Genomic DNA, 23,514 nt, shown 5'->3' with positions numbered 1-23,514 from the left:
TAGGAAGAGCAAGATTTTCCCTGCTTTCTCTTTTCTTTATGCAGTTTTCAAGGTCCTTACTGGACTTACATCCAGCATTCCCTCTGACTCTCATCAGACAGGATGCTGAAGGGTTTATCCTTCTCTTTGGCTTTTTTGGTTAGGTGGGCCATTCTGGACTTGAACCAGAGACCTCACCCTTATCAGGGGTGCGCTCTAACCAGCTGAGCTAATAGCCCTTGCCTTTTACCTCGCCTAGGCAATAGTTTGAAAGACTTCTACTCTTTAACCTCTCGGTTAATCCCTTGCTCGACCTTTTGGTTGACCAACTTCTCTCTATTTGCACTTTGCTTTCAAGATGAAGGGGTAAAGGTCTCCCTTAAAGGAGGTGATCCAGCCACACCTTCCGGTACGGCTACCTTGTTACGACTTCACCCCAGTCACTAGCCCTGCCTTCGGCGCCCTCCTCCCTAAGGTTAGAGTAACGACTTCGGGCGTGACCAGCTCCCATGGTGTGACGGGCGGTGTGTACAAGGCCCGGGAACGAATTCACCGCAGTATTCTGACCTGCGATTACTAGCGATTCCTCCTTCATGCAGGCGAGTTGCAGCCTGCAATCTGAACTGAGGCCGGGTTTGATGGGATTCGCTTACTCTCGCGAGCTCGCTGCCCGTTGTCCCGACCATTGTAGTACGTGTGTAGCCCAAGGCGTAAGGGGCATGATGACTTGACGTCATCCCCACCTTCCTCCGGTTTGTCACCGGCAGTCTCTCTAGAGTGCCCAACTTAATGATGGCAACTAAAAACGAGGGTTGCGCTCGTTGCGGGACTTAACCCAACATCTCACGACACGAGCTGACGACAGCCATGCACCACCTGTCTCCTGGCTCCCTAAGGCACTCCCACGTTTCCGCAGGATTCCAGGGATGTCAAGCCTTGGTAAGGTTCTTCGCGTTGCATCGAATTAAACCACATACTCCACCGCTTGTGCGGGCCCCCGTCAATTCCTTTGAGTTTCACACTTGCGTGCGTACTCCCCAGGCGGGATACTTAACGCGTTAGCTTCGGCACGGCTCGGGTCGATACAAGCCACGCCTAGTATCCATCGTTTACGGCTAGGACTACAGGGGTATCTAATCCCTTTCGCTACCCTAGCTTTCGTCCCTCAGTGTCAGTTTCAGCCCAGTAGCACGCTTTCGCCACCGATGTTCTTCCCAATATCTACGCATTTCACCGCTACACTGGGAATTCCTGCTACCCCTACTGTACTCTAGTCTTGCAGTTTCCACCGCTCCTATGGAGTTAAGCTCCATTCTTTAACGGCAGACTTGCATAACCACCTACGGACGCTTTACGCCCAATAATTCCGGATAACGCTTGCATCCTCCGTATTACCGCGGCTGCTGGCACGGAGTTAGCCGATGCTTATTCATCAGGTACCGTCAGAACTTCTTCCCTGATAAAAGAGGTTTACAATCCAAGGACCTTCCTCCCTCACGCGGTATTGCTCCGTCAGGCTTTCGCCCATTGCGGAAAATTCCCCACTGCTGCCTCCCGTAGGAGTCTGGGCCGTGTCTCAGTCCCAGTGTGGCTGCTCATCCTCTCAGACCAGCTACTGATCGTTGCCATGGTAGGCTCTTACCCCACCATCTAGCTAATCAGACGCGAGCCCATCTTCAGACGATAAATCTTTCACCTTTCGGCACATTGGGTATTAGCAGTCGTTTCCAACTGTTGTCCCCATTCTGAAGGTAGGTTCTCACGTGTTACTCACCCGTCCGCCACTAAGTTCCGAAGAACTCCGTTCGACTTGCATGTGTTAGGCATACCGCCAGCGTTCATCCTGAGCCAGGATCAAACTCTCCATTGTGTTAAAAATAACCAATTTATAAGTTTCGGCTCTTTTCTATTGCTATTTCTTCCGACTTGAGTTACACTCTTTGTCAAGTAGAAACAGACTTTGGTTTGTTAATTGAATTAACAAGGGTCTGGTTTCTGTCTCTCAAACTATTTCTTTGTCTAGGTTCGGGGCGCTTTCGAGTCGCTTTCGCTCTCAACCGCGCATTTATCAATATACGGAATACCGCAAGAAAAGTCAACACCTTTTCACAAAATATTTTTCAAAATCCCTGAATCACAGTCATAGTAACGGCTTCAACCATAGAAAAAAACTTCGCTCGACACCGGTAACTACAAATTCTGAGCTTCAGGGGCTTCTTTTGGGCTTCCTGATGGGTTAGGCCGGGTGCGTGAATTACGAATTCAGTGCAGTGTGTCCAATAGAAATTGGAATTCTCCCTAGAAAGACAAAAAGCGCTGTCCTGATGGGGTCAAGACAACGCTGAGGGTTATATCACTGGATAAAGGGGATTAGCGGATATATTCCTTGAGGATGCTGTTGCGGTTAGGGTGACGCAGTTTCCGCAGGGCTTTAGCTTCGATCTGACGGATGCGTTCCCGGGTGACGTTAAAGATTTGCCCAATCTCTTCTAGGGTCTTCATGCGGCCGTCGTCGAGGCCATAGCGTAGACGCAATACGTCTCGTTCCCGGGGGCTGAGGGTGTCAAGGACATTTTCCAGGTCTTCCCGGAGCAGATTTTTGGATACTTCATCCTCAGGGGTTTCGCCGTCGGCTTCGATGAAGTCCCCTAGGCGGGAGTCCTCTTCTTTCCCAATGGGGGTTTCGAGGGAGATGGGAAGTTGGGCGGATTTGGCGATGAAGCGTAATTTTTCGATGGTCATCTCCATTTTTTCGGCGATTTCTTCCTCGGTGGGTTTACGTCGCATTTCCTGGGAGAGGAGTTTGGTGGTTTTTTTGATGCGGGAGATGGTTTCGTAGAGGTGGACGGGGAGGCGGATGGTGCGAGATTGGTCGGCGATCGCCCGGGTGATGGCTTGGCGAATCCACCAGGTGGCATAGGTGGAGAATTTGTAACCTTTTTCGTGGTCAAATTTTTCGGCAGCTCGGATTAAACCTAGAGAACCTTCCTGAATTAGATCTTGGAATGATAGACCCCGATTCATATATTTTTTGGCAATGGACACTACTAGCCGCAGGTTAGACTGCACCATTTTGTCTTTGGCTCGGCGATCCAGAAAAAGACGACGACGGAAGGCGGCAAAATTTTTGTTGGGCTGTTGGCTCCATTCATTTTCCAGACTTAATTCGTTGTCTGGATTGGCGAGGTAACTATCTATATCTTTCTTTTTCGGCTCTTTTTTCTTGTCGCCTACTAACCGTTGTTTGGCGGTTTCCAACTTCCAGACCTGTTTACCCCATTCCAGTTCCGAGGGCTGGCGTTCTAGTTGAAGGGTGAGGTTGTCCCGAATTAGCTCGAGTTCGAGGAGGTCGGCAATTTGACGGGCTAGTTCAATTTCTTCTTCGGCCCTGAGCAGACGAATCCGGCCAATTTCCTGGAGATAGATACGGATTGAGTCTTCGGTGTAGGGTTTCTTTTTAACCGCGTCCTTACGAATTTTCCGGACTTTTTTTTCCTTCCCTTCTGTAGCGGCGACTTCCTGTTCTAAATCCTCTACGTCAATATCATCGTCGTCAATATCATCAGTGTTAATGTATTGACTTAGCTCTATTTCTTGCTCCAGTTCGGCGGATTCAGCTTTGGTGAGTGGCTCTTTCGTCTGGGTCATGCCGTTTTCCTCGTTAACTCCTAAGTCGTGTACAAAATTAGCTGGTCAGTCAAAGTTGAGGCCACCCCTAGGCGTTGCTAGATGATGTGCGCTCGGTCAGTCTATTGATTCGGGGTTCTCTAACTTCTTCGTTGGGGAAAAACAGAATGCAAGGATTCAGGCGTAAAAGTGTTAGAGAAGGCTAGTCAGCGGTAGAGCTTGATGAATCAGTGAAAAAAGACTTCATTGATTGTAGCCTCGATAACAAAAAAATGGGGCTTAATTGTGGTCTGACCACGACTTTTTTTCACATTGCTGGTGAGCGGGGACAGAAAGACTTAAAATTATTGCCGATGATTGACCTAACTGGGGTTGGAGCTTTTGACTCAACGGAATTTTCTGCGTGATAGTGGCTTTTTCAATCTTTTTTTGCAACTGGTGTGGGGAATTTTGCCTAGTCAAGCTTTCATTACTAATCATTACTAATTAGTGGACTAAGGGGACATCGATCGCCAAAAAGTTAACGGAATCGATGACGGCGATCGCCAGGGAACGGGGGCGCTCAAAGAGGGGGATTGCTCTTCATCGGCTAGAATACCTCAAAGAAAATCAAGTCTTTGAAATTATCTTTGGAGAACCTTTATCAATGTTTAATACTGCTCTGCTTTTAGCCCAGGCTAGTCCCACCACCGCTGGTTGGAGCCTTTCGGTGGGCATTATCATGTGCCTTTGTAATGTGTTTGCTTTTGTGATTGGCTACTTTGCCATCCAAAAAACCGGTAAGGGTAAGGACTTGGCTCTGCCCCAGTTGGCGTCGAAGAAAACCTTTGGCTTGCCGGAATTGCTGGCTACCATGAGTTTCGGCCACATTTTAGGAGCAGGCATGGTGTTGGGTCTAGCTAGTAGTGGCATTCTCTAGGAACCGACCAAGCATCAATATTTTGGATGGGGGTATTGACCATGGTGGCTTACCAGGGCTTTGCCAGAGTTGTTTCTAGAGTGTGATCACTTGCCATGGGTTACTGCCGTTTTTTACCAACTTGCCTTATCGGGGTTTTGCTTTCTTCCCTAATGGCGATTGCCCCTGCTAACGCTGGCAAGATCCAGTATTGTTATCCGGTGGAAAAAAGCCGGACTTTACGGGATCCCGGCAGTCATCCCCAAGCCTATGACGATGGCTATCGGGAAGGAGCAGCGGCGGCCAGGGACAAGAAACCCTTTGAACCCCGTTCCGCTGGGGGCGAATTTGCTAGGGGATTTGAGGATGGTTATTACGGCAGAACCTATGGTGGCCAAGAAAATGTAGTGCCCGATCGCACCGATACCTATACCACCAATCAATGTCGTACCTATGAGTACAACGATGGTGATTCAGTAGAGCAGACTTTAAAACGGGTTTTGGATGACTTCCAACGAGATTTGCGACGAGATTGGAATATTAATGTTAGATAAGCATTGGCAATTTGCAATTTTTAACCCCTAACTCTGTCTGGGTAAATGTCCCCAAGCTGGACTGAAACCGCTAATCTGGGAAGACAATCTTTTGGGAATTTGGGGATATGGGGGCAAATCAGTTCGATGTGGTGGTGGTGGGCTCCGGAGCGGCAGGCCTTTATGCCTGTCTTTGTTTGCCTGGTCATTACCGTGTGGCTCTGGTTACCAAGGCGGAACTGAAAACGGGGGCCAGTGATTGGGCCCAGGGAGGGATTGCGGCCGCTATTGCCCCGACGGATTCTCCCCAATCTCACTACGAAGATACCTTAGCTGCTGGAGCGGGTTTATGTGATGGGGAAGCGGTGGATTTCCTAGTGAATCATGCCCCCCAGGCGATCGCCGAGTTGGTGCAGTTCGGTGTTAGTTTTGATCGCCATGGGCAGCATCTGGCTTTAACGTTGGAGGCGGCCCATTCCCAACCGAGGGTACTCCATGCGGCGGACACTACGGGGCGGGCCATTGTTTCGACGTTGATGGGACAGGTGCAAGCTCGGCCCAATGTGGAAATTTTTTCCCAGGCGATCGCCCTGTCTTTAAATATTGAGCCAACAACGGGCCATTGTCGGGGCATTCAGGTTTTTGTCAATCAAACCATTGAAACTTTCCACTCCCGAGCGGTGTTATTGGCCACCGGGGGCGGCGGTCAAGTGTTTGCCCAAACTACCAATCCCAAAGTTAGTACTGGTGACGGCATTGCCCTCGCTTGGCGATCGGGGGCCCAGGTGCGGGATTTAGAATTCTTTCAATTTCATCCCACCGCTTTAACTAAACCGGGTGTGCCCCATTTTTTGATCAGTGAAGCAGTGCGGGGGGAAGGGGCCCATCTGCTCGATCGCCAGGGGAAAAGATTTGCTTTTGATTACCATCCCAGGGGAGAACTAGCTCCCAGGGACGTGGTTAGTCGGGCAATTTTCCAACATTTAGCCAATACAGAAAAAGATCCCACCCAAGCCACTGTTTTTTTGGATCTGAGTCCCATTGAGCCGGAGCGCATCCAAAGGCGTTTTCCCAATATTATTCGCCGTTGTTTGCACTGGGGGGTGGACATTTTTCGTGAACCAATTCCCGTTGCCCCAGCGGCCCATTATTGGATGGGGGGCATTACCACAGATATTAATTGTCAAACCACTATTCCAGGCTTGTATGCGTTGGGGGAAACCGCCAGCACTGGGGTCCATGGAGCCAATCGCCTGGCCAGTAATTCTCTGCTGGAATGCATTGTTTTTGCTAGTCAATTAAGAAATTTGAGCTTACCGCCCCTTGCCTCCAGTGACTCCAACGTTAATCAATCGATAAAGGAAATTCGACTAGACACCACCAATGACCTAGCCCTCCTAAACCATTGGCGCAGTGAATTACCTCGCTTGATGTGGCAAACCGCCGGCATTTGTCGCCAAGCTGAAACTCTCCAAATGGCGATCGCCAAATTGGAACAATGGCAAGAACAATGGCAGCAGCTCAGCAGCAGTAAGCTTTTAGCTCACCTACCAGAGGATCAAAAAATTAGCCTAAGTGGCCCAGGGCTGAATGAATTTATGCAGTTGTGGGCCGAAACCCATAATCTGCTGGATATAGCACAATTAATTTTGACTAGTGCCCTCTTTCGGGAGGAAAGCCGGGGGGGACATTATCGGTTAGATTGTCCTGATACCAAAAGAGAATGGCAAAGCCACACTGTCATTGAAGGAACGAGGGTTTTTCTCCAACCCAGCCAGAGTCAAGACTAATTTGACTTCAAAAAACGAAAAAACTAGCCCAAACGGGGAAAGTCCAACGGCGGCACATCTTGCCAGCGACCATTGCCCACTGCCCGGATTGCTTCTGCCAACTGAATGTCCCCGGTGTAAAGGGCTTTGCCGATGATGACTCCATTGACCCCCAGACTTTCCAAGCTAAGCAGATTCAACAGGTCTTCTACTTGGCTGACTCCCCCCGATGCAATCACTGGAATGGTTAACTGACTAGCTAATTGTCGCAGAGCATCTAAGTTGGGCCCCTGCATTGTGCCATCCCGGTGAATATCAGTGTAGATAATGGCCGCCGCTCCTAGCTTTTCCATGCGTTGGGCCAATTCCCCCGCTTCCACCGTAGAAGTTTCTAACCACCCCCTAGTGGCCACTTTGCCATTGCGGGCATCAATACCCACCACAATTTGCCCAGGAAATTCGGCACATAATTCCCCCACTAAGTCAGGATTTTCCACGGCGATCGTACCTAGAATAACTCGGCCCACCCCCAAATCCAGCAATTGTTTGACCCGGTTTCTATCCCTTAAGCCTCCGCCTACCTGTACAGGAATGGTTAGGGCTTCAACAATATTGGCGATCGCCGTTAGGTTAACTGGTTGTCCTTCCTTAGCTCCATCAAGATCGACTAAATGCAAACGACTAGCTCCCTGGGCTTGCCACTGGCGGGCTACTTCCACCGGATCTTCGTGGTACACCTGGGACTGGTCATAATCCCCTTGATAGAGGCGCACACACTTGCCACCTAGCAGATCGATCGCCGGTAAAATTTTCATGGTTTCAGTCTCCAGATTTGTTGCTATTGATTGCCGCTGACAAAATTTGCTTATTTAGGACGGTTTAACTAATCCTGAATATATTCTCCGCCCCCAGTTAGAGCTAATTCCGCCCGCATCAATTCCCGACCCAAGTAAGCAGCATGGTTGAGCATAGTCACTGGACAGGATTCCAACTCCTCAAAAATCTTCACGCACAACTCCTTGGCAGTGCGACCAGTTAAAGTCAAACTGGGTAGTCTTTTTCTCCCCCCTTGACAGGCAATCACTTCCCCCGTTTCCGGATCCACCGCCAAACCCTGGTCATTAATATCGTTACTGTAGTGCTCCACCTTCAACACTCCAGCTTCCCGCTCCACCATGACCAACCAATAACCTGCGGGGTCTAGGTCAATATGACGACGGGAAAGCTGATTATCAATGGATTTAACAGTGTCAATTAGGGCAAGCATAGACCAAAAGCTAGAATTTAACAGATGCAGAATTTGATCCTACAACACTTACAGGACAGAATAAGCAGACCGGCCTTTGCTATGATTAAAAGTTTGCAGAGCACCATTCAATCGCAGCAAGGAGATAGTTACATGGCTCGTATGTATTACGATCAGGATGCCAATCTTGACCTCTTAGCCGGAAAAACCGTGGCTATTATCGGCTATGGCTCCCAAGGTCACGCCCATGCGCTCAACCTCAAGGATAGTGGCGTTAACGTGGTCGTCGGGCTATACAGTGGCAGTAAATCCGTTGCCAAAGCAGAAGGAGCTGGGCTAAAAGTTTTATCTGTGGCTGAAGCAGCCAAAGCGGCGGATTTGATTATGATTCTCCTGCCCGATGAAGTGCAAAAAACCGTTTACGAAGCAGAAATCGCCCCTAACCTCGTGGCCGGAAACGTGCTGTTATTTGCCCACGGCTTCAACATTAACTTTGCCCAGATTGTTCCCCCCGCCGATGTGGACGTAGTTATGGCCGCTCCTAAGGGGCCTGGCCATCTGGTGCGTCGCACCTATGAACAAGGCCAGGGAGTACCGGCCTTATTTGCTGTGTACCAAGATGCTAGTGGCCAAGCTCGGGACTATGCTATGGCCTACGCTAAGGGCATTGGGGGGACCAGGGCCGGTATTTTAGAAACCACTTTCCGGGAAGAAACCGAAACCGATCTTTTTGGCGAACAGGTGGTGCTCTGTGGTGGTCTGACTGCTTTGATCAAAGCAGGATTCGATACCCTGGTGGAAGCTGGCTATCAGCCGGAATTGGCCTATTTTGAATGTCTCCACGAAGTTAAGTTAATTGTCGATTTGATTGTGGAAGGTGGCTTGGCGAAAATGCGAGACAGCATTTCCAATACCGCTGAATATGGCGATTTAACCCGGGGACCCCGCATTGTCACCGAAGAAACCAAGGCAGAAATGCGTCAAATTCTCGATGAAATCCAATCTGGTCAGTTTGCCCGGGAATTCGTGTTGGAAAATCAAGCTGGTAAACCTGGTTTCACCGCCATGCGTCGTCGGGAATCAGAAGAATTGATCGAAGAAGTGGGCAAAGACCTGCGGGCGATGTTCAGTTGGTTGAAAGACCGCTAATTACTTTTCTCTATCCTCAGCCCCGGGATTTTTGCCAACCTTGGCCTCGGGGTTTGACGTTAGGATATCAGTGATAGTCAAAAATTTTTAGCTGAGGTTAGCGAGCGATGGAACTCACCCTAAATAATGTGGAAACGGTATTGGATGAACTCCGTCCCTACCTGATGGCTGACGGCGGCAATGTGGAAGTAGTAGAATTAGACGGTCCCATTGTCAAAGTACGTTTGCAGGGCGCTTGTGGATCCTGTCCCAGTTCCACCATGACCCTAAAAATGGGTATTGAGCGCAAATTAAGGGAAATGATCCCAGAAATTGCTGAAGTTGAGCAAGTCCTCTGACAAAGGTTGGACAGTCATTGCCGGAGTTTATCCCTTCCCAACTTTTGATGACTAAGCTCCGTTTTCCTGAACCAACCAATGATTTAAGTTAACTAGTTTGGAGAGGGAGCACTTTTGTTAGCCATATTGGAGCAGAGGCTGGAGGTGGCACTGCTCCTTTTTGCCATCCCCCCAAAAAATGGTTTATAATCGGGGTGTATATCAAGGGGCCGCAATGGTTTCGACAGGTTGGCGAAAGCTTGCCCGTGATACAGGTCGAGAGTGAGTCTCCTCTCGCAAATCAAAGGCTCAAAAAAAAGTAACTGCGAATAACATCGTCAGCTTCAAACGGGTAGCCATAGCAGCCTAGTCTGTAAAAGCTACATTTTCTTGTCAAAGACCGTTTACTTCTTTTCTGACTCCGTTAAGGATTAGAGGTTAACCCCAACGGATGCTTTGTTTGGCTCTTCTCTAGTTAGCTAAACAATCAAGACTCAGACTAGAGCATCCCACCATCAGGGATAATCGATGGTCCCCGTCCTAGGGCTAGAAGGACTAAACCTGTGAATGAGCGGAAAGTTAATACCCAGTTTGGACAGCAGTTCAATTCTGCTCGGCTCCATTTATTTAAAGATTATTCGACCATACTTACAAGACCTTTACGGGGGCGCAGCGGACAGGAATGCCGATCGCCCCACTTATTTTTTTGGCCAAATTTTGTAGGGTCTGACCATCGACGCATTTGATTTGAGTCACAGGGCGATCGCCGTAGGGGGTGCCGGTATGGTTACCCCGGCCTTCCAATTCCCGCTGGAGGGGTTTGGGCCTGGTGGGCCTGTTGAGTTGCACTTCGGTGGGCTTAATTAGGGATAAAAGCTCCAAATAACGGTTCTCAGTTGTCTGGTCCCAGGGCTGCAGCACCATGGTTTGCACTGATAATTCCCCTGTAAACTCCTGCTGAAAGGTTTGAATACCAGTCAAAATTTGCTCCAACTCAATGCCGGCGATCGGTCGGTTAATTCTTTGTAACTGGTCTGGCCACAATCCGTCTAATTTGACAGAAATCTTGTCTGCTAAGGAGAGCTCTTCTCTTACCTGAGCATCATTTAACAAAGTCGCATTGGTGAGTACCAGGGTTAATTTCCCAGTCAACTTTTTAATGCCTTCGAGAATTTCCCCTAAATTTTTGGCTAACGTCGGCTCTCCGCTGCCGCTTAGGGTAATTACATCCACCTCCCAGGGGGCAAACTGGGCCAATTCTCGCAAAATGTCAGCGGTGGGAATGAAAATTTGGCGATCGCCGCTGAGGTGCTCAATTTCCCCCAGTTGACAATAAACGCAGTTAAAAGAACAGGTGGAAATAGCCCCGATGGGATCAATACCCAGGGAACGGCCATAGCGCCAGGAATTAACGGGGCCGTACACCGCCGGAAAAGTTGTGTTCATTGAAAAAAGTCAAAATTAGGCAACCAGTAACAGTACTTTACTCAATGGGATTAAGTCGTCGACTTACTTGGAAAATACCCATAGCTTTCTAGCCATGGTACACGATGGCAGTAGAAGCAAAAATTGCACAAAAAAGCCCCCGAAAATGGGGGCAGAAAACATTTGAGACAGTCAAATTTGGAATTAAGCAGCGGCTTGCCGTTCTTTGGCTTCTTTGATTACTTCCTCCGCAACGTTGGTGGGGCAGGGAGCGTAGTGGTCAAACACCATGGAGAATTGACCCCGACCGGAAGTCATGGTCCGCAAATCACCAATGTAGCCGAACATTTCGCTCAAAGGCACATCCGCTTTTACCCGCACTCCCATGGGGCCAGTTTCCTGGGATTTGATCATGCCCCGACGACGGTTCAAATCGCCGATTACATCCCCCATATGGTCTTCCGGGGTGAACACATCCACCGCCATAATCGGTTCCAAAATTTGGGGTTTGGCTTTGGGTAAGCTTTGACGGTAACCAGCTTTGGCCGCAATTTCAAAGGCGATCGCCGAAGAGTCTACAGGGTGGAAGCCACCGTCGGTGAGGGTAACTTTCAAGTCCACCACAGGATAGCCAGCCAAAACGCCTTTAACCACACTCTGGTCAAAACCTTTTTGTACTGCGGGCCAATATTCCCGGGGCACGTTACCACCGGTTACTTTGGACTCGAACTGGAAGCCAGAACCGGGTTCCCCAGGCTCCACGATGTAGTCAATTTTGGCATACTGACCAGAACCACCGGACTGCTTCTTGTGTACATAGGTATCCGATACCTGCTGGGTAATGGATTCCCGGTAGGCCACCTGGGGTTTACCCATTTCCACTTCTACACCATGGGTACGCTTGAGAATATCCATTTTGATATCCAAGTGCAATTCCCCCATCCCCTTAATGATGGTTTCACCGCTTTCTTCGTCGGTTTCCACTTGGAAGGAAGGATCTTCCTGCACCATTTTGCTCAGAGCCATACCCAATTTTTCGTCCATGCCTTTTTTCTTGGGCTTAATGGCAATGGAGATCACCGGGTCGGGGAAGACCATGGGTTCCAAAGTGGCCGGATTTTTGGGGTCACAGAGAGTGTGGCCCGTTTGCACATTTTTCATGCCCACGATCGCCACAATGTCCCCGGCTTGAGCGGACTCAATTTCTTCCCGGGAATCGGCGTGCATTTCCACCAAACGACCAATGCGTTCTGTTTTACCGGTGGCAGTATTGAGAATGGTGTCCCCTTTACTGAGGGTACCGGAGTAAATCCGGGTGAAGGTCAAAGCACCAAAGCGGTCGTCCATAATTTTGAACGCCAGGGCCCGCAGGGGGGCTTCTGGATCAACAATGGCGTAGTTGCCGGTTTCTTCCCCTTCTAAATCCACTTCCGGTTGAGGAGGTACTTCTTTGGGGTTGGGCAAGTAGTCCACCACCGCATCCAGCACCAGTTGTACCCCTTTGTTTTTAAAGGAGGAACCGCCATAGGTGGGGAAAAAGTCCAACTTACGGGTGCCGGTACGGATACAACGCTTGATGTCATCGATGCTGATTTCTTCCCCTTCCAGGTATTTTTCCATCAAATCATCGTCCTGTTCCACCGCTGTTTCGATCAGCATTTCCCGGTAGGTGGCCACATCGTCCACCATGTCAGCAGGAATGTCGGTGATTTCATATTTTTCCGGGTCGCCGGAGTCATCCCAGATATAGGCTTTTTCCGTGAGAATATCCACCACACCAACGAAATCATTTTCTGTCCCAATGGGCAGAGTCATCACCAAGGGTTTAGCCCCGAGCACCGTTTCCACCTGCTTAACTACCCGGTAAAAATCTGCCCCGGTACGGTCAAGTTTATTAATGTAAATCAAACGGGCGACTTTAGAATCGTTCGCATAGCGCCAGTTGGTTTCCGACTGAGGTTCCACACCGCCGGAGCCACAAAATACCCCAATGCCGCCATCCAACACTTTCAGGGAGCGGTAAACTTCAATAGTGAAGTCCACGTGGCCAGGGGTGTCGATAACATTGAGTTGATGATCTTTCCAAAAACAACTGGTGGCCGCCGATTGGATGGTGATACCCCGCTCCGCTTCCTGCTCCATGAAGTCCATGGTGGATTCGCCTTCGTGTACCTCGCCGAGTTTATGGATTCTCCCGGTTAACTTCAAAATCCGTTCGGTGGTGGTGGTTTTACCCGCATCTACGTGGGCGAAAATACCAATATTGCGGTAACGAGTGAGATCTTTTTCCATAGGAATTTACGTGTAAATTTTAGCCAACAGCAAACAGAGGGGCGGTTGGATGTATAGGTTATGGGGTCGTGTTGTTTGCCGGTCGGGGTTCTGGGCCTTAGCTAGACTTTATGCCACAACGACAGGCCAAAGGGGAGGCCTATTTAAAACAGCCACAATTGTAACAATTGTAAATTATATGTGCCCCAACAGAGTCCCCAGGCAGAGGAGGCGATCGCCGAGGGTGAACGAAAATGATGAACTGAAAGAGAGTTTTGTTTTCCGCCATCAAAAGCCCTCCCACTAACTACTTTTTAGCTGTCGGACTCACGTCATGGCTAATTACCAATCATCCTGGCGCTGGGGTCGGGGACTATCCCAATCGGCATAACGGGTATGGTAAACTTCCGGTTCAGGTAGGATGGCTTCGATGAATTCTTCCTCTAGGGGCGTTAAATCTCTCAGTTCTGGCAAGGGTTCTAGCTGTTCTGGGGTAGTATCTGGGCTTTCCTTGCCCCAAAAATCTTCCAGGGGTTCCACCACTTTGGCGATCGCCTGTTTAACAAAGGCTTGGATAAATTCATCTTTGCGACTGAGTTGGAATTGTTGTTCCACCACTTGGGCCACGCCGCCATCGCCCCAATCCTGATCCTGACGGAAATATTGAATAAAACTTTTACCAGCAATGCGGGTGAGGTAGGCCGCAGTGATGCCCTGAATTGCTTTACCAATGATATAGGTAGTGAGTTGCAACTGCATGGCTTGGGCCATCAACTCCACCGCCCCTTTGACAATGCCTAGTCCCACAAAGGTTTTACCCAGGGAAATGGCCAACTCCTTGCCCCGATCGCCGTCAATTTCACAGCCATAGACCCGACCGATCTCCACCACCATTTGGGCATTAATGGCCGTAGTGGCCAACAGATCAATCACTGGCAAGGGGGTCACGGCAATGGCTCCCGCCCCAATCCATTGGTAACGGTCAATAATTTTCATGGCTTCCCGTTGCCGTTGCTGTTCAATAATTTGCCGAGCCTCATCCCCCAGCCGTTGGGACTGCAACAGAATGTTATCCGCCATCAAATCGTCCCCATCACTGCGGAGCACGGACACTAAACGTTTCACCAAAGGCTCAATTTCCGGCTCTGGTCTCATCAGTAATCCCGGTTGAATGGCCACATCCTGGGGCCGAGCGGCGATCGCCAACACATCTTCCGGGGGAATAAAGGCTTTAACCCGTTGCCGGAGGGTTTGCAATAATACTTCCACCTCATCCGGGGGATACAGATCAGTCTTATTGAGAATGAGTAAAGACCGTTTACCAATTTTGGCCAATGCTTGCAGGGGTTCGTATTCCGACTGACGTAGGTCATTATCCACCACAAACAGTAGCAAATCCGCCTCCGTGGCCAATTGCCGAGCCGCTGTTTCCCGTTCCGTACCCCGCACCCCCGCCTCTAAAATGCCCGGTGTGTCCGTAATTTCCAAATCCCGGCTTACCCCATCCAAGTAAAGATAATATTTTTCCCCGGCGATCGTGGTGCCCATGGTGGGGGCTACTTCTCCCTGAATTTGGCCCAATAAAGCATTCACCAAAGAGGTTTTACCCGCCGATCCTGTGCCAAACACCACTAAATTTAAATTGCCTCGTTTTAACTGCGCCTCAATTAAACGGGTTTTTTCCAATAGCGCTTTTTGGGCCACCTGGTCTTGGATTTGTTGCATCTGCCGCCGCACTGCTTGTAAATTAGCCGCCGCCGTTTCGTTTTTTTGCTCAGGTAATTTTATGCGTCGCCGTTTTTTACCAGAACTATCCTTGGGCTGATTAGCCAGGTTGAAATAGTAAAAAAAAGTGGCAATCAACAGAGCTAGTACCGCAATAACTAGCAAAATGACAATATTGGCCAAAAAAGGGGAAGTCCAAGCCACCTGGGAATAAAGCCGCAGAATGGCATCAATGAGCCAAATCACCATCCCCAAAATGAAACTGACAGCGAGGACAATGGTTAGTAAACGGGGCAGGGGCATGGACAAACAGGGAATAATGCCAAGACGATGCTTGACTTTGAGCTTTGATCATAACAGTGGCAAAGTAGTGACAAAGAATTGATCAAACATAGCTCTGACCATTGATTTTGCCCAATAATGATGACCCCAGGATTGTGTTAGCGTTGGGAGCGAAAAGACCCCGCTGTGATCAGAGTCAGCCTTGGGTACTCTTAAAAATAGTTTTGTTGCAGTGATTAGGAAAAAGTTATGGAGCCGGTAACTGTGGGGCAAAAAGTGCTCAAACCAGCGGTGGGCTTGATTAATCAATTGCACTATCCCCAAAAGTTTGCTCTGATTAGTGTCTGTTTTTTGTTGCCCCTGGGTTTAGCCATTTTCTTGCTGCTGTCGGAAATTCAGGGTCAAATTCAGTTTGCCCAACTGGAGCAACAGGGTTTGGCTTACCTAGGGCCTCTGCAACAATTGCAACAAACAGTATTGGTGCAACCCCTAATTTCCCTGGGGCCTAACCATTGGCGATCTCCGGTTGATCAGTTGGCCCAAGTCCAGGAGCGATGGGGAAAAAAGTTAGCTACGGAAACGAATTATGGGGATTTAGAGCAAGTTTTATCCCAGGTTACAGATAGATCACAGGACACTTCAGAGCAAATTCTCCAGGCGATCGCCGTTCTGCGGACCCAGGTGGGTAATCAGTCCAATTTAATCCTGGATCCGGATTTGGATAGTTATTACTTGATGGAAGCGCTGTTGCTGAAACTGCCCCAACTGCAAACGGATTTAGCTCAACTAGGGACAATTATTACTGCCCACTCCGGCCCGGGGCTCTCTCCAGCAGAGGAATCCCAAGTGCTGGTGATTAAAGCCCAATTAGCCCAGTTAAAGACAAGTTTGGTCAAAAACCTGGGGGTTGCCTTTACCCACAATGCTCGCCAACAACTACAACCAAGGGTAATTAATAGCCTGAATGGTTTGACCACAGTCCTGGAAGAGTTGGAGCAGAGCCTAACCAAAGTAATCACCGGGCAAATAAAACTCAATGATGCCCAACTAAACCAGCAGAGCCAATGGGGTTTACTGAATAGTTTGCACTTTTGGCGGGTGCTCAGCCCCGAATTGGATCAACTATTATCCGAACGTATTCAACGATTCCAGCAACGGCAATGGCTCCTCAGCACCTTCGTTTTGGCCACCCTGGCGATCGCCGTTTATCTTTTTTGGGGCTTTTATGCCAGCGTCATGGCCACCATTGCTAGTTTGAGCAGTGCGGCGGAAAAAATGGTGGCGGGCAGTGAAACCAAAGCGGTGGAATTACAAACCCAGGACGAAATGGCAGAGGTGGTCCACGCCTTTAATACGGTGGCCGATGCCCTCTGTCGCTTGACGGAAAAATTGCAGGACGAAAATCTGCGGTTGGAAGCGGAAATTGACATTACCCGACAATTGCAACAGATGTTAATGCCTTCGGAACAGGAATTGGCGGCGGTGGCGGGGCTAGAAATTGCTGGTTTTATGGAATCGGCCACGGAGGTGGGGGGAGATTATTACGACGTTCTGCAAACCAATGGTCAAGTCAGAATTAGCATTGGCGACGTTACTGGCCACGACCTAGAAAGCAGTTTGGTGATGATCATGGCCCAAACGGCATTGCGGACTTTGTTAGAACACGGGGTAACGGATCCGGTCAAACTGTTGAGCGCCATGAACCGTACCATCTACGAAAATACTAGGCGCATGGGTTCTTCCAAGAATATGACTTTAAGCGTGTTGCAATATGAAGCGGGGCTGATTCGCCTCAGCGGCCAACATGAGGAAGTATTGATTATTCGCAGCAACGGAGCAACGGAACAGATTGATACCTTTGAGTTGGGCTTTCCCCTAGGTTTGGAACAAGATATTAGTGCCTTTGTGACGGAGCGGGAAATTACTTTAAACAGCGGTGATTTAGCGGTGCTCTATACCGATGGCATTACGGAAGCAATGAATAGCCAGAGGCAGTTTTACGGCATAGAAAGATTACAAACAGTGCTTTGCCAACATCGGCACCAGGCCCCGGCGGAAATTCGTCACCAGGCGATCGCCGATCTACGCAATTTTTTGGGCGACCAACCGGCGGAGGATGATGTCACCCTATTGATTCTCAAACAAAAGTAGTGCTGGGAAAGCTCAAGGTTATTGTTGGTTAATGTTTTTGTCTTAAAAAATCTTGCTAATTTTTGCTGTAGTAATGCTTTTCCCTAGCAATTAACCAAGCGGCGATCGCTCCACCGATGAAGCCAAATAAATGACCCTGCCAAGAAACCCCCGCCCGACCAGGCAATAGTCCCCAAAGGGCACTGCCGTAGAGAACTAGGACAACGATAGAAAGGACAATGGAAGCCAGGTTTTTTTGGAACCAACCTCGAAAGAGTAAAAATCCTAAGTAACCAAAAATCAGAATGCTAGCCCCAACGGTGACGGTGTTAGGGGGAGCGATCAACCAGACTCCCAGGCCGCCCACCACCATGGTGATAATGGTCACAATCCAAAAATCACTCACTTCCTGGAGCATCACCAACCAGGCAAGAACAACGAACGGGACGCTGTTGGCAATTAAATGACCAAAATCGGCATGGAGAAAGGGTGCAAAGACAATTCCCCTCAGACCTTCCAAGGAGCGGGGGTAAATGCCAAATTGATCCAAACTACCCCGAAAAACAAACGCATCTAAGATTTCCAGAAGCCAAAAAATGGCTAAAAAACTGACAATAATCGAGAACTGACTTTGCAGGGTGGCCCGCAGGGCAGTTTTGGAATTTTGGCTCATGGTGGTGACAAAGAGCGACGGCTGAGGTTAGGAGGGCCAGGGACCCATCCATAATCAAGGATAACCAATCGCCCTAGAATGGGACAGACCAGAAACTAGATCCTATGGCGACTATCCACGGTAATTGGCAACCCTCCCACGGGGAAAACGGCGGCAAACTGTTTCTTTGGGCGGATACCTGGGGTCATCCTTTGCCAGAAACCATTGGCGATCGCCATCCCTTTGCGTTGGATCTGCCGGATTTGCTACAGGCCTGGTCGAATTTGCCCCTGGCCTTCCCCAAGGCGGATGGGGTGACAGAGGCAGCCCTTACTCTGCATTTACCCAGCCATCGCCAGCAAAAAATTCCCCTACCCTTTGTCACAGGGCAAGATCCGGTGGCCATGGATGCGAAATATCTCCACTGGCGATCGTGGCAGGTAACCGGGGTAAATCTGACCCCAAGCCAAACGTTAACGTTGCTCCAATCTATTCCCCTGGGGGGCCAAGCCTTAGCTAACTTAGGATCAGAGTTTTACTTTTACGGTCAACTGCACCGCTGGTGTTTAGATTTGGTGCTACGGGGTAAATTTGTGCCGGGACTGGAGCAAAGGGGGGAAGACGGTAATTACTATGCCCAATGGATTCCTATCCTCGATAGCATCCAAGACCAAACCCATTTAGCCCAATTTAGCCAGAGAGTACCTGCCTGCGCCCTGGCCAACCTGACTGACTCCCAGGAGCCCCAAATGTTGGTGGTGGATTTACTACAAAAATTATTGCAAGCCCAAATTGGTGCCGTCAGTCCCAGCCTAGCCAACGTTAAAGAAGTCTGGTTGAATGATTGGCTCCGGGGATTAACCCATGGGGGGCAAACCTCCCTCGGCACAGGCAAAGCTCTACAACGATTAGCCACATCCTTAGACCATTGGTATTTACCAGTCCAGAATTATTTGGGCCAAAAAAATAACCAAGCTTTAGCCCAACGGCAATGGCGGGGGGCTCTGCGGTTACAACCTCCAGCGGACGATGGGGGGGGAACCTGGCAACTGGATTATGGTTTACAAGCCCTGGATGACGGGGAATTTTGGCTCCCGGCGGCTTCCCTCTGGGCCATGGCCGGCGATCGCCTGGTGTGGCAGGGAAGGAGGGTTGACCAGGGGGCGGAAAGTTTACTGCGGGGCTTAGGGGTAGCTGCCCAAATTTACGAACCCATTGCTGCAAGTTTGACGGAAAGGTGTCCCACGGGCTGTGGGCTAGATGCCATCCAAGCCTACGAATTTATCCTGGCAATCGCCCATCAATTGCGGGATCGGGGGTTAGGGGTAATCCTCCCGCCGGGGTTAGAACGGGGCGGCACCGCCAAACGGTTAGGGGTAAAAGTGGTGGGGGAAGTGCAACGGCAAAGGGGCCAGCGGCTAACTCTGCAAAGTTTAATTAATTACGACTTGCAACTAATGATGGGGAGCGGGGACAATGCCCGGTTATTGACGGCCAAGGACTTTGAAGCGTTACTAGCCCAAAAATCTCCCCTGGTGGTGCTGGACGGAGAATGGATTACCCTGCAACCGGCGGACGTGCGGGCGGCCAAGGTCATTTTACAGCAGCAACAATCTGCCCCGCCCCTCACAGTGGAGGATGCTCTGCGCCTCAGCATTGGTGATTTACAAACCGTCTCTAAACTGCCGGTGACCCAGTTTGCTGCTCGGGGCATATTACAGGAATTGATCGACACCCTCCGTAACCCGGAAGGAGTGAAAGCCATTGCTGACCCACCGGGCTTTCAGGGTACTTTACGGCCCTACCAAGCTCGGGGAGTGGGCTGGTTAGCTTTTCTGGAACGGTGGGGGCTGGGGGCCTGTTTGGCAGACGATATGGGTTTGGGAAAAACACCCCAGTTGCTGGCTTTTCTGCTCCATTTAGCCGCGGAGGATATGTTAGTTAAGCCGGTGTTGATTGTTTGTCCTACGTCGGTGCTGAGCAATTGGGGTCATGAAATTAATAAGTTTGCGCCCCAACTTAAAACCCTATTGCACCATGGCGATCGCCGGAAAAAAGGGCAACCGTTGGTTAAACAGGTCAAAGACCAGCAAATTGTCCTCACCAGTTACGCTTTACTGCAACGGGATTTTAGTAGTTTGAAATTGGTGGACTGGCAGGGGATCGTGCTGGACGAAGCCCAAAATATCAAAAATCCCCAAGCTAAACAGTCCCAGGCGGCCCGGCAATTGCCAGCGGGTTTTCGCATTGCCCTCACGGGGACTCCGGTGGAAAATCGCCTGACGGAATTGTGGTCAATTTTAGAATTTTTAAATCCCGGTTTCCTGGGTAATCAGAGCTTTTTCCAACGGCGCTTTGCCAATCCCATCGAAAAATTTGGCGATCGCCAGTCGTTGTTAATTTTGCGGAATTTAGTGCGGCCGTTTATTTTGCGGCGGTTAAAAACCGACCAAACCATTATTCAAGATTTACCAGAAAAACAAGAAATGACCGTCTTCTGTGACCTTTCCCAAGAGCAAGCTGGTTTATATCAACAATTGGTGGAGGAATCCCTCCAGGCGATCGCCGACAGCGAAGGCATTCAAAGGCACGGTTTAGTTTTAACCCTATTAACCAAACTCAAACAGGTTTGTAACCATCCCGATCTATTGCTGAAAAAGCCCGCCATCACCCACGGGCACCAGTCCGGCAAGCTAATTCGTCTGGCGGAAATGCTGGAAGAAATCATCAGCGAAGGCGATCGGGTGTTAATTTTCACCCAATTTGCCAGTTGGGGTCATTTACTCAAACCCTATCTGGAAAAATACTTTAACCAAGAGGTGCTCTATCTCCACGGGGGCACTCCAGCAGAGCAACGGCAAGCTCTGGTGGAACGATTCCAACAGGACCCCAACAGTCCCTATTTATTTATCCTTTCTCTCAAGGCTGGCGGCACAGGGTTGAACCTCACGAGGGCTAACCATGTGTTCCATGTGGACCGGTGGTGGAATCCGGCGGTGGAAAATCAGGCTACCGATCGTGCTTTTCGCATTGGCCAAACTCGCAACGTCCAGGTGCACAAATTTGTCTGTACAGGCACCTTGGAAGAAAAAATTAACGCCATGATGGCGGATAAACAACAATTGGCAGAACAAACCGTGGATGCCGGGGAAAATTGGCTCACCCGCCTAGACACCGATAAACTCCGTCAGTTGCTTACCCTCTCCGCCACCCCGGTGGATTACCAAGCCGAAGCGTCCGATTGATGAAAGCACAAAAAAATACAGTAGGGAAAATTCATCTCCTACTGTGGGCCTCGATTTAACTTGAGGTCGAGTTATTTATTTTGCTAAAGCAATTTCCCTGCTTAGAGCATGTTTGGAAAGTTGAGTTTTGGCTGTTTAATCGCCCCTAGCCCCCCTTGGGAAGAGGGGAACTGTCGCAAAAGTCCCCTTTTTTAAGCCGGAGCTTTAGTGAGGAGATTTAGGGGGATAAATACCTAGCCTTGCACTTTTCAAACACTTTCTTAGAAAATTTGCTAGACAGAAAGTTCGCTCAGTTCCCTGGTCATATGGTCAAAGGGGGAAGCAATAAAATCTGTGCTGTTCAGGCTGGAATCCTCTGCCATGGCTTCAATCATTTCCTTCATGATCTGAATGCCCCGCACCGTGGGCCCAATGGGTACGCCCAGGGAATTGTAGGTTTCCCGTAGTCCCTGCAGAACCCGCTCATCGAGCACGTTGTTGTCTGCGGCAATCAGGGCATAGCTGGCATAGCGCAGATAATAGTCCATATCCCGCAAACAAGCGGAAAAACGACGGGTAGTGTAGGCATTACCACTGGGGCGGATTAGCTCAGGAATTTCTTCAAACAGTTGGGCAGCGGCCCGTTTGACGATGGTGGCCGAATTGGCGTTAATCATGGCGGCGGCGGCAATCCTAGCCGAACCGGACTCAAAATAAGCTTTGAGCTCGTCCATGGCGTTCCGGTCTAGATAGCGACCGGTCAAATCATAGTTTTTTATTAAAGTGGTAACCGCGTCTCGCATTTAAAAGGTTCTCCCAACGGCAGTTTATAGTTAAGGGGCTTGGGCAAGCCATTTTAGTTCTCCTACCTATCATTATTTCCGAGTGAACGCAAGTCAAGGGAGCCCTTACCCCTGCAATAAAACTACATATTTAGGCCGTCAGGGGCTTAAGTTTTTGCATTATTTTCTCGGTTAAATTCATGGCTAGGCCATTAACCCATTGACCAGCTTTGGCCAACTAGGCCCACCAGGGCACCAAAGACCACTAACCAATGGGAACTGATGGAAAATCGTCCCAGGGCGATCGCCCCGAGCACCGCTAAGCAGATGGTCAAGGGATCAATGAGGGCGGAACGGGCTAAACCAATGGTAGTGACCACCATTAAACCCCACGCACCGGCATTAACACCATCGAGGAAAGCTCGGAAAATTAAGGATTTTTGCAGGGTACTGACCCAGGGATTGACCAAGGCCACCAGTAAAAAAGATGGTAGAAAGATGCCCACCGTAGCGGCGATTGCCCCAGGGTTGCCGGCCAATAAATAACCAATAAAAGTTGCCGTGGTGAATAGTGGCCCAGGGGTGATTTGGCCAATGGCGATCGCATCCAATAATTGCTGGGAAGTCAGCCATTCCAAACGCTCCACGAGGTCAGCTTGCAAAAAAGCAAACAGTACGTAACCACCGCCATAGAGCAGGCAACCAATTTTCAGAAAAATGCCAAACACGGACCAAGGGTTGATGATTGTTACTGGTAACGCCGGGGCTGGAGCGATTTGACCTAGGGGTAAAAAAATCAGCGGTAAAGATTGAAAACGTCCCCGCCCAATTTGGATCAACACCAGGGCTAAGCCCGCCAGCAGTAATAGTAAAATTTCCGGCTTTCCCCAGGCCGTCCCCACCATGACCAACACCGCCGCCCCAATGGTGAGGGGATTTTTTAGTGCTTTCCGACCCAATTTCCATAAAGCTTGGCCAATCAGGGGAATGATCATTGGTTGGATGCCATAGAGCATATGGCCCACCGCTGGCACTGACTGGTAATGAACATAGGCGATCGCCAATAACCAGACCACTACCATGGCCGGCAAAATAAAGGCAACTCCGCCAATGATCAAACCTGCCCATTTGCCCCGCTCATAGCCCAGGTGAATGGCTAACTCAGTAGAATTAGGCCCGGGGATTAAATTGGTCACCCCAATCAAATCTAAAAATTTTTCGTGGCTGAGCCATTGTTGTCGCCGCACCACTTCTTCCTCCATCATGGCGGTGTGGGCCGCAGGGCCGCCAAAGGAAAACAGTCCTAACCGCAAAAATAAATAGGCCAACTCCTGCAATCGTTGCCATTTTTGCGGAGGCGTTAAAGTGCCATAGTCCACCGGGATAGTTTCCATCGGGGCTTCATTACTCACGATCAATAACCAACGGAAACTACAACAAAGTTTTACCCTAAGGTAATCGCTAACCTATGGACAATTGGCAAACAGAGAAAATTTTAATGGCCA

General features: G+C 49.6%; 16 protein-coding genes, 1 tRNA gene, 1 rRNA gene and 1 other RNA gene. 8 read left to right on the top strand and 11 right to left on the bottom strand.

Annotated elements, in window-relative coordinates; genetic code table 11:
* Positions 1 to 144: 144 nt before the first annotated feature.
* The 3 genes from C7I86_RS15540 to rpoD form a co-directional block, all read right to left on the bottom strand.
* Positions 145 to 218 (bottom strand) — tRNA-Ile (locus C7I86_RS15540).
* A 142-nt stretch (positions 219 to 360) separates the two neighbouring features.
* A 16S ribosomal RNA gene (locus C7I86_RS15535) occupies positions 361 to 1,849 on the bottom strand.
* A 500-nt stretch (positions 1,850 to 2,349) separates the two neighbouring features.
* Positions 2,350 to 3,627, bottom strand: a complete 1,278-nt coding sequence (gene rpoD, locus C7I86_RS15530; RefSeq protein ID WP_010874154.1) for an RNA polymerase sigma factor RpoD — start codon at positions 3,625 to 3,627, stop codon at positions 2,350 to 2,352.
* Positions 3,628 to 4,252: 625 nt separating this feature from the next.
* On the opposite strand from rpoD, the gene psaK reads away from it, so the two are divergent.
* The 3 genes from psaK (at position 4,253) to nadB (ending at position 6,827) form a co-directional block, all read left to right on the top strand.
* A complete protein-coding gene (psaK, locus tag C7I86_RS15525; protein WP_014407161.1) occupies positions 4,253 to 4,525 on the top strand; it encodes a photosystem I reaction center subunit PsaK in 273 nt (90 codons plus the stop codon).
* Positions 4,526 to 4,677: 152 nt separating this feature from the next.
* Positions 4,678 to 5,058 carry a hypothetical protein gene (locus tag C7I86_RS15520; protein WP_020861945.1) on the top strand — a complete coding sequence of 127 codons (381 nt, stop codon included), beginning with the start codon at positions 4,678 to 4,680 and terminating at the stop codon, positions 5,056 to 5,058.
* A 107-nt stretch (positions 5,059 to 5,165) separates the two neighbouring features.
* Entirely contained in the window at positions 5,166 to 6,827 is a 1,662-nt protein-coding gene (gene nadB / locus C7I86_RS15515; protein WP_010874151.1) for an L-aspartate oxidase, read from the top strand.
* Positions 6,828 to 6,850: 23 nt separating this feature from the next.
* Here the strand turns inward: nadB and hisA are convergent, their stop codons facing one another.
* Both hisA and C7I86_RS15505 read right to left on the bottom strand, forming a co-directional pair.
* Positions 6,851 to 7,621 carry a 1-(5-phosphoribosyl)-5-[(5-phosphoribosylamino)methylideneamino]imidazole-4-carboxamide isomerase gene (gene hisA, locus C7I86_RS15510; protein WP_010874150.1) on the bottom strand — a complete coding sequence of 257 codons (771 nt, stop codon included), beginning with the start codon at positions 7,619 to 7,621 and terminating at the stop codon, positions 6,851 to 6,853.
* A 68-nt stretch (positions 7,622 to 7,689) separates the two neighbouring features.
* Positions 7,690 to 8,073, bottom strand: a complete 384-nt coding sequence (locus C7I86_RS15505; protein WP_010874149.1) for a DUF4346 domain-containing protein — start codon at positions 8,071 to 8,073, stop codon at positions 7,690 to 7,692.
* A gap of 132 nt (positions 8,074 to 8,205) precedes the next feature.
* Between C7I86_RS15505 and ilvC the strand changes: the two genes are divergently transcribed.
* The 3 genes from ilvC (at position 8,206) to ssrA (ending at position 10,143) form a co-directional block, all read left to right on the top strand.
* The gene (ilvC, locus tag C7I86_RS15500) at positions 8,206 to 9,201 is read left to right on the top strand and encodes a ketol-acid reductoisomerase (RefSeq protein ID WP_014407160.1); all 996 of its coding nucleotides are present in this window, start codon (positions 8,206 to 8,208) and stop codon (positions 9,199 to 9,201) included.
* Between the two features lie 107 nt (positions 9,202 to 9,308).
* Positions 9,309 to 9,539, top strand: a complete 231-nt coding sequence (locus tag C7I86_RS15495) for a NifU family protein (protein WP_010874147.1) — start codon at positions 9,309 to 9,311, stop codon at positions 9,537 to 9,539.
* A 205-nt stretch (positions 9,540 to 9,744) separates the two neighbouring features.
* Positions 9,745 to 10,143, top strand: a transfer-messenger RNA (tmRNA) gene (gene ssrA / locus C7I86_RS15490).
* Positions 10,144 to 10,166: 23 nt separating this feature from the next.
* On the opposite strand, the gene C7I86_RS15485 is transcribed toward ssrA, so the two are convergent.
* The 3 genes from C7I86_RS15485 to C7I86_RS15475 all read right to left on the bottom strand — a co-directional run bounded on the left by C7I86_RS15485 (position 10,167) and on the right by C7I86_RS15475 (position 15,242).
* Complete coding sequence (locus tag C7I86_RS15485; protein ID WP_010874146.1) at positions 10,167 to 10,964, bottom strand: radical SAM protein; 798 nt, start codon at positions 10,962 to 10,964, stop codon at positions 10,167 to 10,169.
* Positions 10,965 to 11,147: 183 nt separating this feature from the next.
* The gene (gene fusB, locus C7I86_RS15480; RefSeq protein WP_010874145.1) at positions 11,148 to 13,235 is read right to left on the bottom strand and encodes an elongation factor G variant FusB; all 2,088 of its coding nucleotides are present in this window, start codon (positions 13,233 to 13,235) and stop codon (positions 11,148 to 11,150) included.
* Positions 13,236 to 13,556: 321 nt separating this feature from the next.
* Positions 13,557 to 15,242 carry a YcjF family protein gene (locus C7I86_RS15475; RefSeq protein ID WP_010874144.1) on the bottom strand — a complete coding sequence of 562 codons (1,686 nt, stop codon included), beginning with the start codon at positions 15,240 to 15,242 and terminating at the stop codon, positions 13,557 to 13,559.
* A gap of 228 nt (positions 15,243 to 15,470) precedes the next feature.
* Between C7I86_RS15475 and C7I86_RS15470 the strand changes: the two genes are divergently transcribed.
* Positions 15,471 to 17,372: a PP2C family protein-serine/threonine phosphatase gene (locus C7I86_RS15470; RefSeq protein WP_010874143.1), complete on the top strand. Its 1,902-nt coding sequence runs from the start codon at positions 15,471 to 15,473 to the stop codon at positions 17,370 to 17,372.
* A 55-nt stretch (positions 17,373 to 17,427) separates the two neighbouring features.
* On the opposite strand, the gene C7I86_RS15465 is transcribed toward C7I86_RS15470, so the two are convergent.
* Positions 17,428 to 18,024, bottom strand: a complete 597-nt coding sequence (locus C7I86_RS15465) for a rhomboid family intramembrane serine protease (protein WP_010874142.1) — start codon at positions 18,022 to 18,024, stop codon at positions 17,428 to 17,430.
* 104 nt (positions 18,025 to 18,128) lie between these two features.
* On the opposite strand from C7I86_RS15465, the gene C7I86_RS15460 reads away from it, so the two are divergent.
* A complete protein-coding gene (locus C7I86_RS15460) occupies positions 18,129 to 21,248 on the top strand; it encodes a DEAD/DEAH box helicase (protein WP_010874141.1) in 3,120 nt (1,039 codons plus the stop codon).
* A 272-nt stretch (positions 21,249 to 21,520) separates the two neighbouring features.
* Here C7I86_RS15460 and apcB read toward each other — a convergent pair whose 3' ends face one another.
* Both apcB and C7I86_RS15450 read right to left on the bottom strand, forming a co-directional pair.
* The gene (gene apcB, locus C7I86_RS15455) at positions 21,521 to 22,030 is read right to left on the bottom strand and encodes an allophycocyanin subunit beta (protein ID WP_010874140.1); all 510 of its coding nucleotides are present in this window, start codon (positions 22,028 to 22,030) and stop codon (positions 21,521 to 21,523) included.
* A 191-nt stretch (positions 22,031 to 22,221) separates the two neighbouring features.
* Positions 22,222 to 23,421, bottom strand: a complete 1,200-nt coding sequence (locus C7I86_RS15450; protein WP_010874139.1) for a chromate transporter — start codon at positions 23,419 to 23,421, stop codon at positions 22,222 to 22,224.
* Positions 23,422 to 23,514: the final 93 nt, after the last annotated feature.

The organism is Synechocystis sp. IPPAS B-1465, assembly GCF_003015225.1.
Taxonomy (GTDB): domain Bacteria; phylum Cyanobacteriota; class Cyanobacteriia; order Cyanobacteriales; family Microcystaceae; genus Synechocystis.
Note: the sequence above shows the minus strand (reverse complement) of the source record. Positions and strands in the feature narration are given on the sequence as shown.

Bases quoted from the DNA above. Each gene is read 5' to 3' on its own strand.
- rpoD (WP_010874154.1), bottom strand. From the start codon at position 3,627: ATGACCCAGACGAAAGAGCCACTCACCAAAGCTGAATCCGCCGAACTG.
- psaK (WP_014407161.1), top strand. From the start codon at position 4,253: ATGTTTAATACTGCTCTGCTTTTAGCCCAGGCTAGTCCCACCACCGCT.
- C7I86_RS15520 (WP_020861945.1), top strand. From the start codon at position 4,678: ATGGCGATTGCCCCTGCTAACGCTGGCAAGATCCAGTATTGTTATCCG.
- nadB (WP_010874151.1), top strand. From the start codon at position 5,166: ATGGGGGCAAATCAGTTCGATGTGGTGGTGGTGGGCTCCGGAGCGGCA.
- hisA (WP_010874150.1), bottom strand. From the start codon at position 7,621: ATGAAAATTTTACCGGCGATCGATCTGCTAGGTGGCAAGTGTGTGCGC.
- C7I86_RS15505 (WP_010874149.1), bottom strand. From the start codon at position 8,073: ATGCTTGCCCTAATTGACACTGTTAAATCCATTGATAATCAGCTTTCC.
- ilvC (WP_014407160.1), top strand. From the start codon at position 8,206: ATGGCTCGTATGTATTACGATCAGGATGCCAATCTTGACCTCTTAGCC.
- C7I86_RS15495 (WP_010874147.1), top strand. From the start codon at position 9,309: ATGGAACTCACCCTAAATAATGTGGAAACGGTATTGGATGAACTCCGT.
- C7I86_RS15485 (WP_010874146.1), bottom strand. From the start codon at position 10,964: ATGAACACAACTTTTCCGGCGGTGTACGGCCCCGTTAATTCCTGGCGC.
- fusB (WP_010874145.1), bottom strand. From the start codon at position 13,235: ATGGAAAAAGATCTCACTCGTTACCGCAATATTGGTATTTTCGCCCAC.
- C7I86_RS15475 (WP_010874144.1), bottom strand. From the start codon at position 15,242: ATGCCCCTGCCCCGTTTACTAACCATTGTCCTCGCTGTCAGTTTCATT.
- C7I86_RS15470 (WP_010874143.1), top strand. From the start codon at position 15,471: ATGGAGCCGGTAACTGTGGGGCAAAAAGTGCTCAAACCAGCGGTGGGC.
- C7I86_RS15465 (WP_010874142.1), bottom strand. From the start codon at position 18,024: ATGAGCCAAAATTCCAAAACTGCCCTGCGGGCCACCCTGCAAAGTCAG.
- C7I86_RS15460 (WP_010874141.1), top strand. From the start codon at position 18,129: ATGGCGACTATCCACGGTAATTGGCAACCCTCCCACGGGGAAAACGGC.
- apcB (WP_010874140.1), bottom strand. From the start codon at position 22,030: ATGCGAGACGCGGTTACCACTTTAATAAAAAACTATGATTTGACCGGT.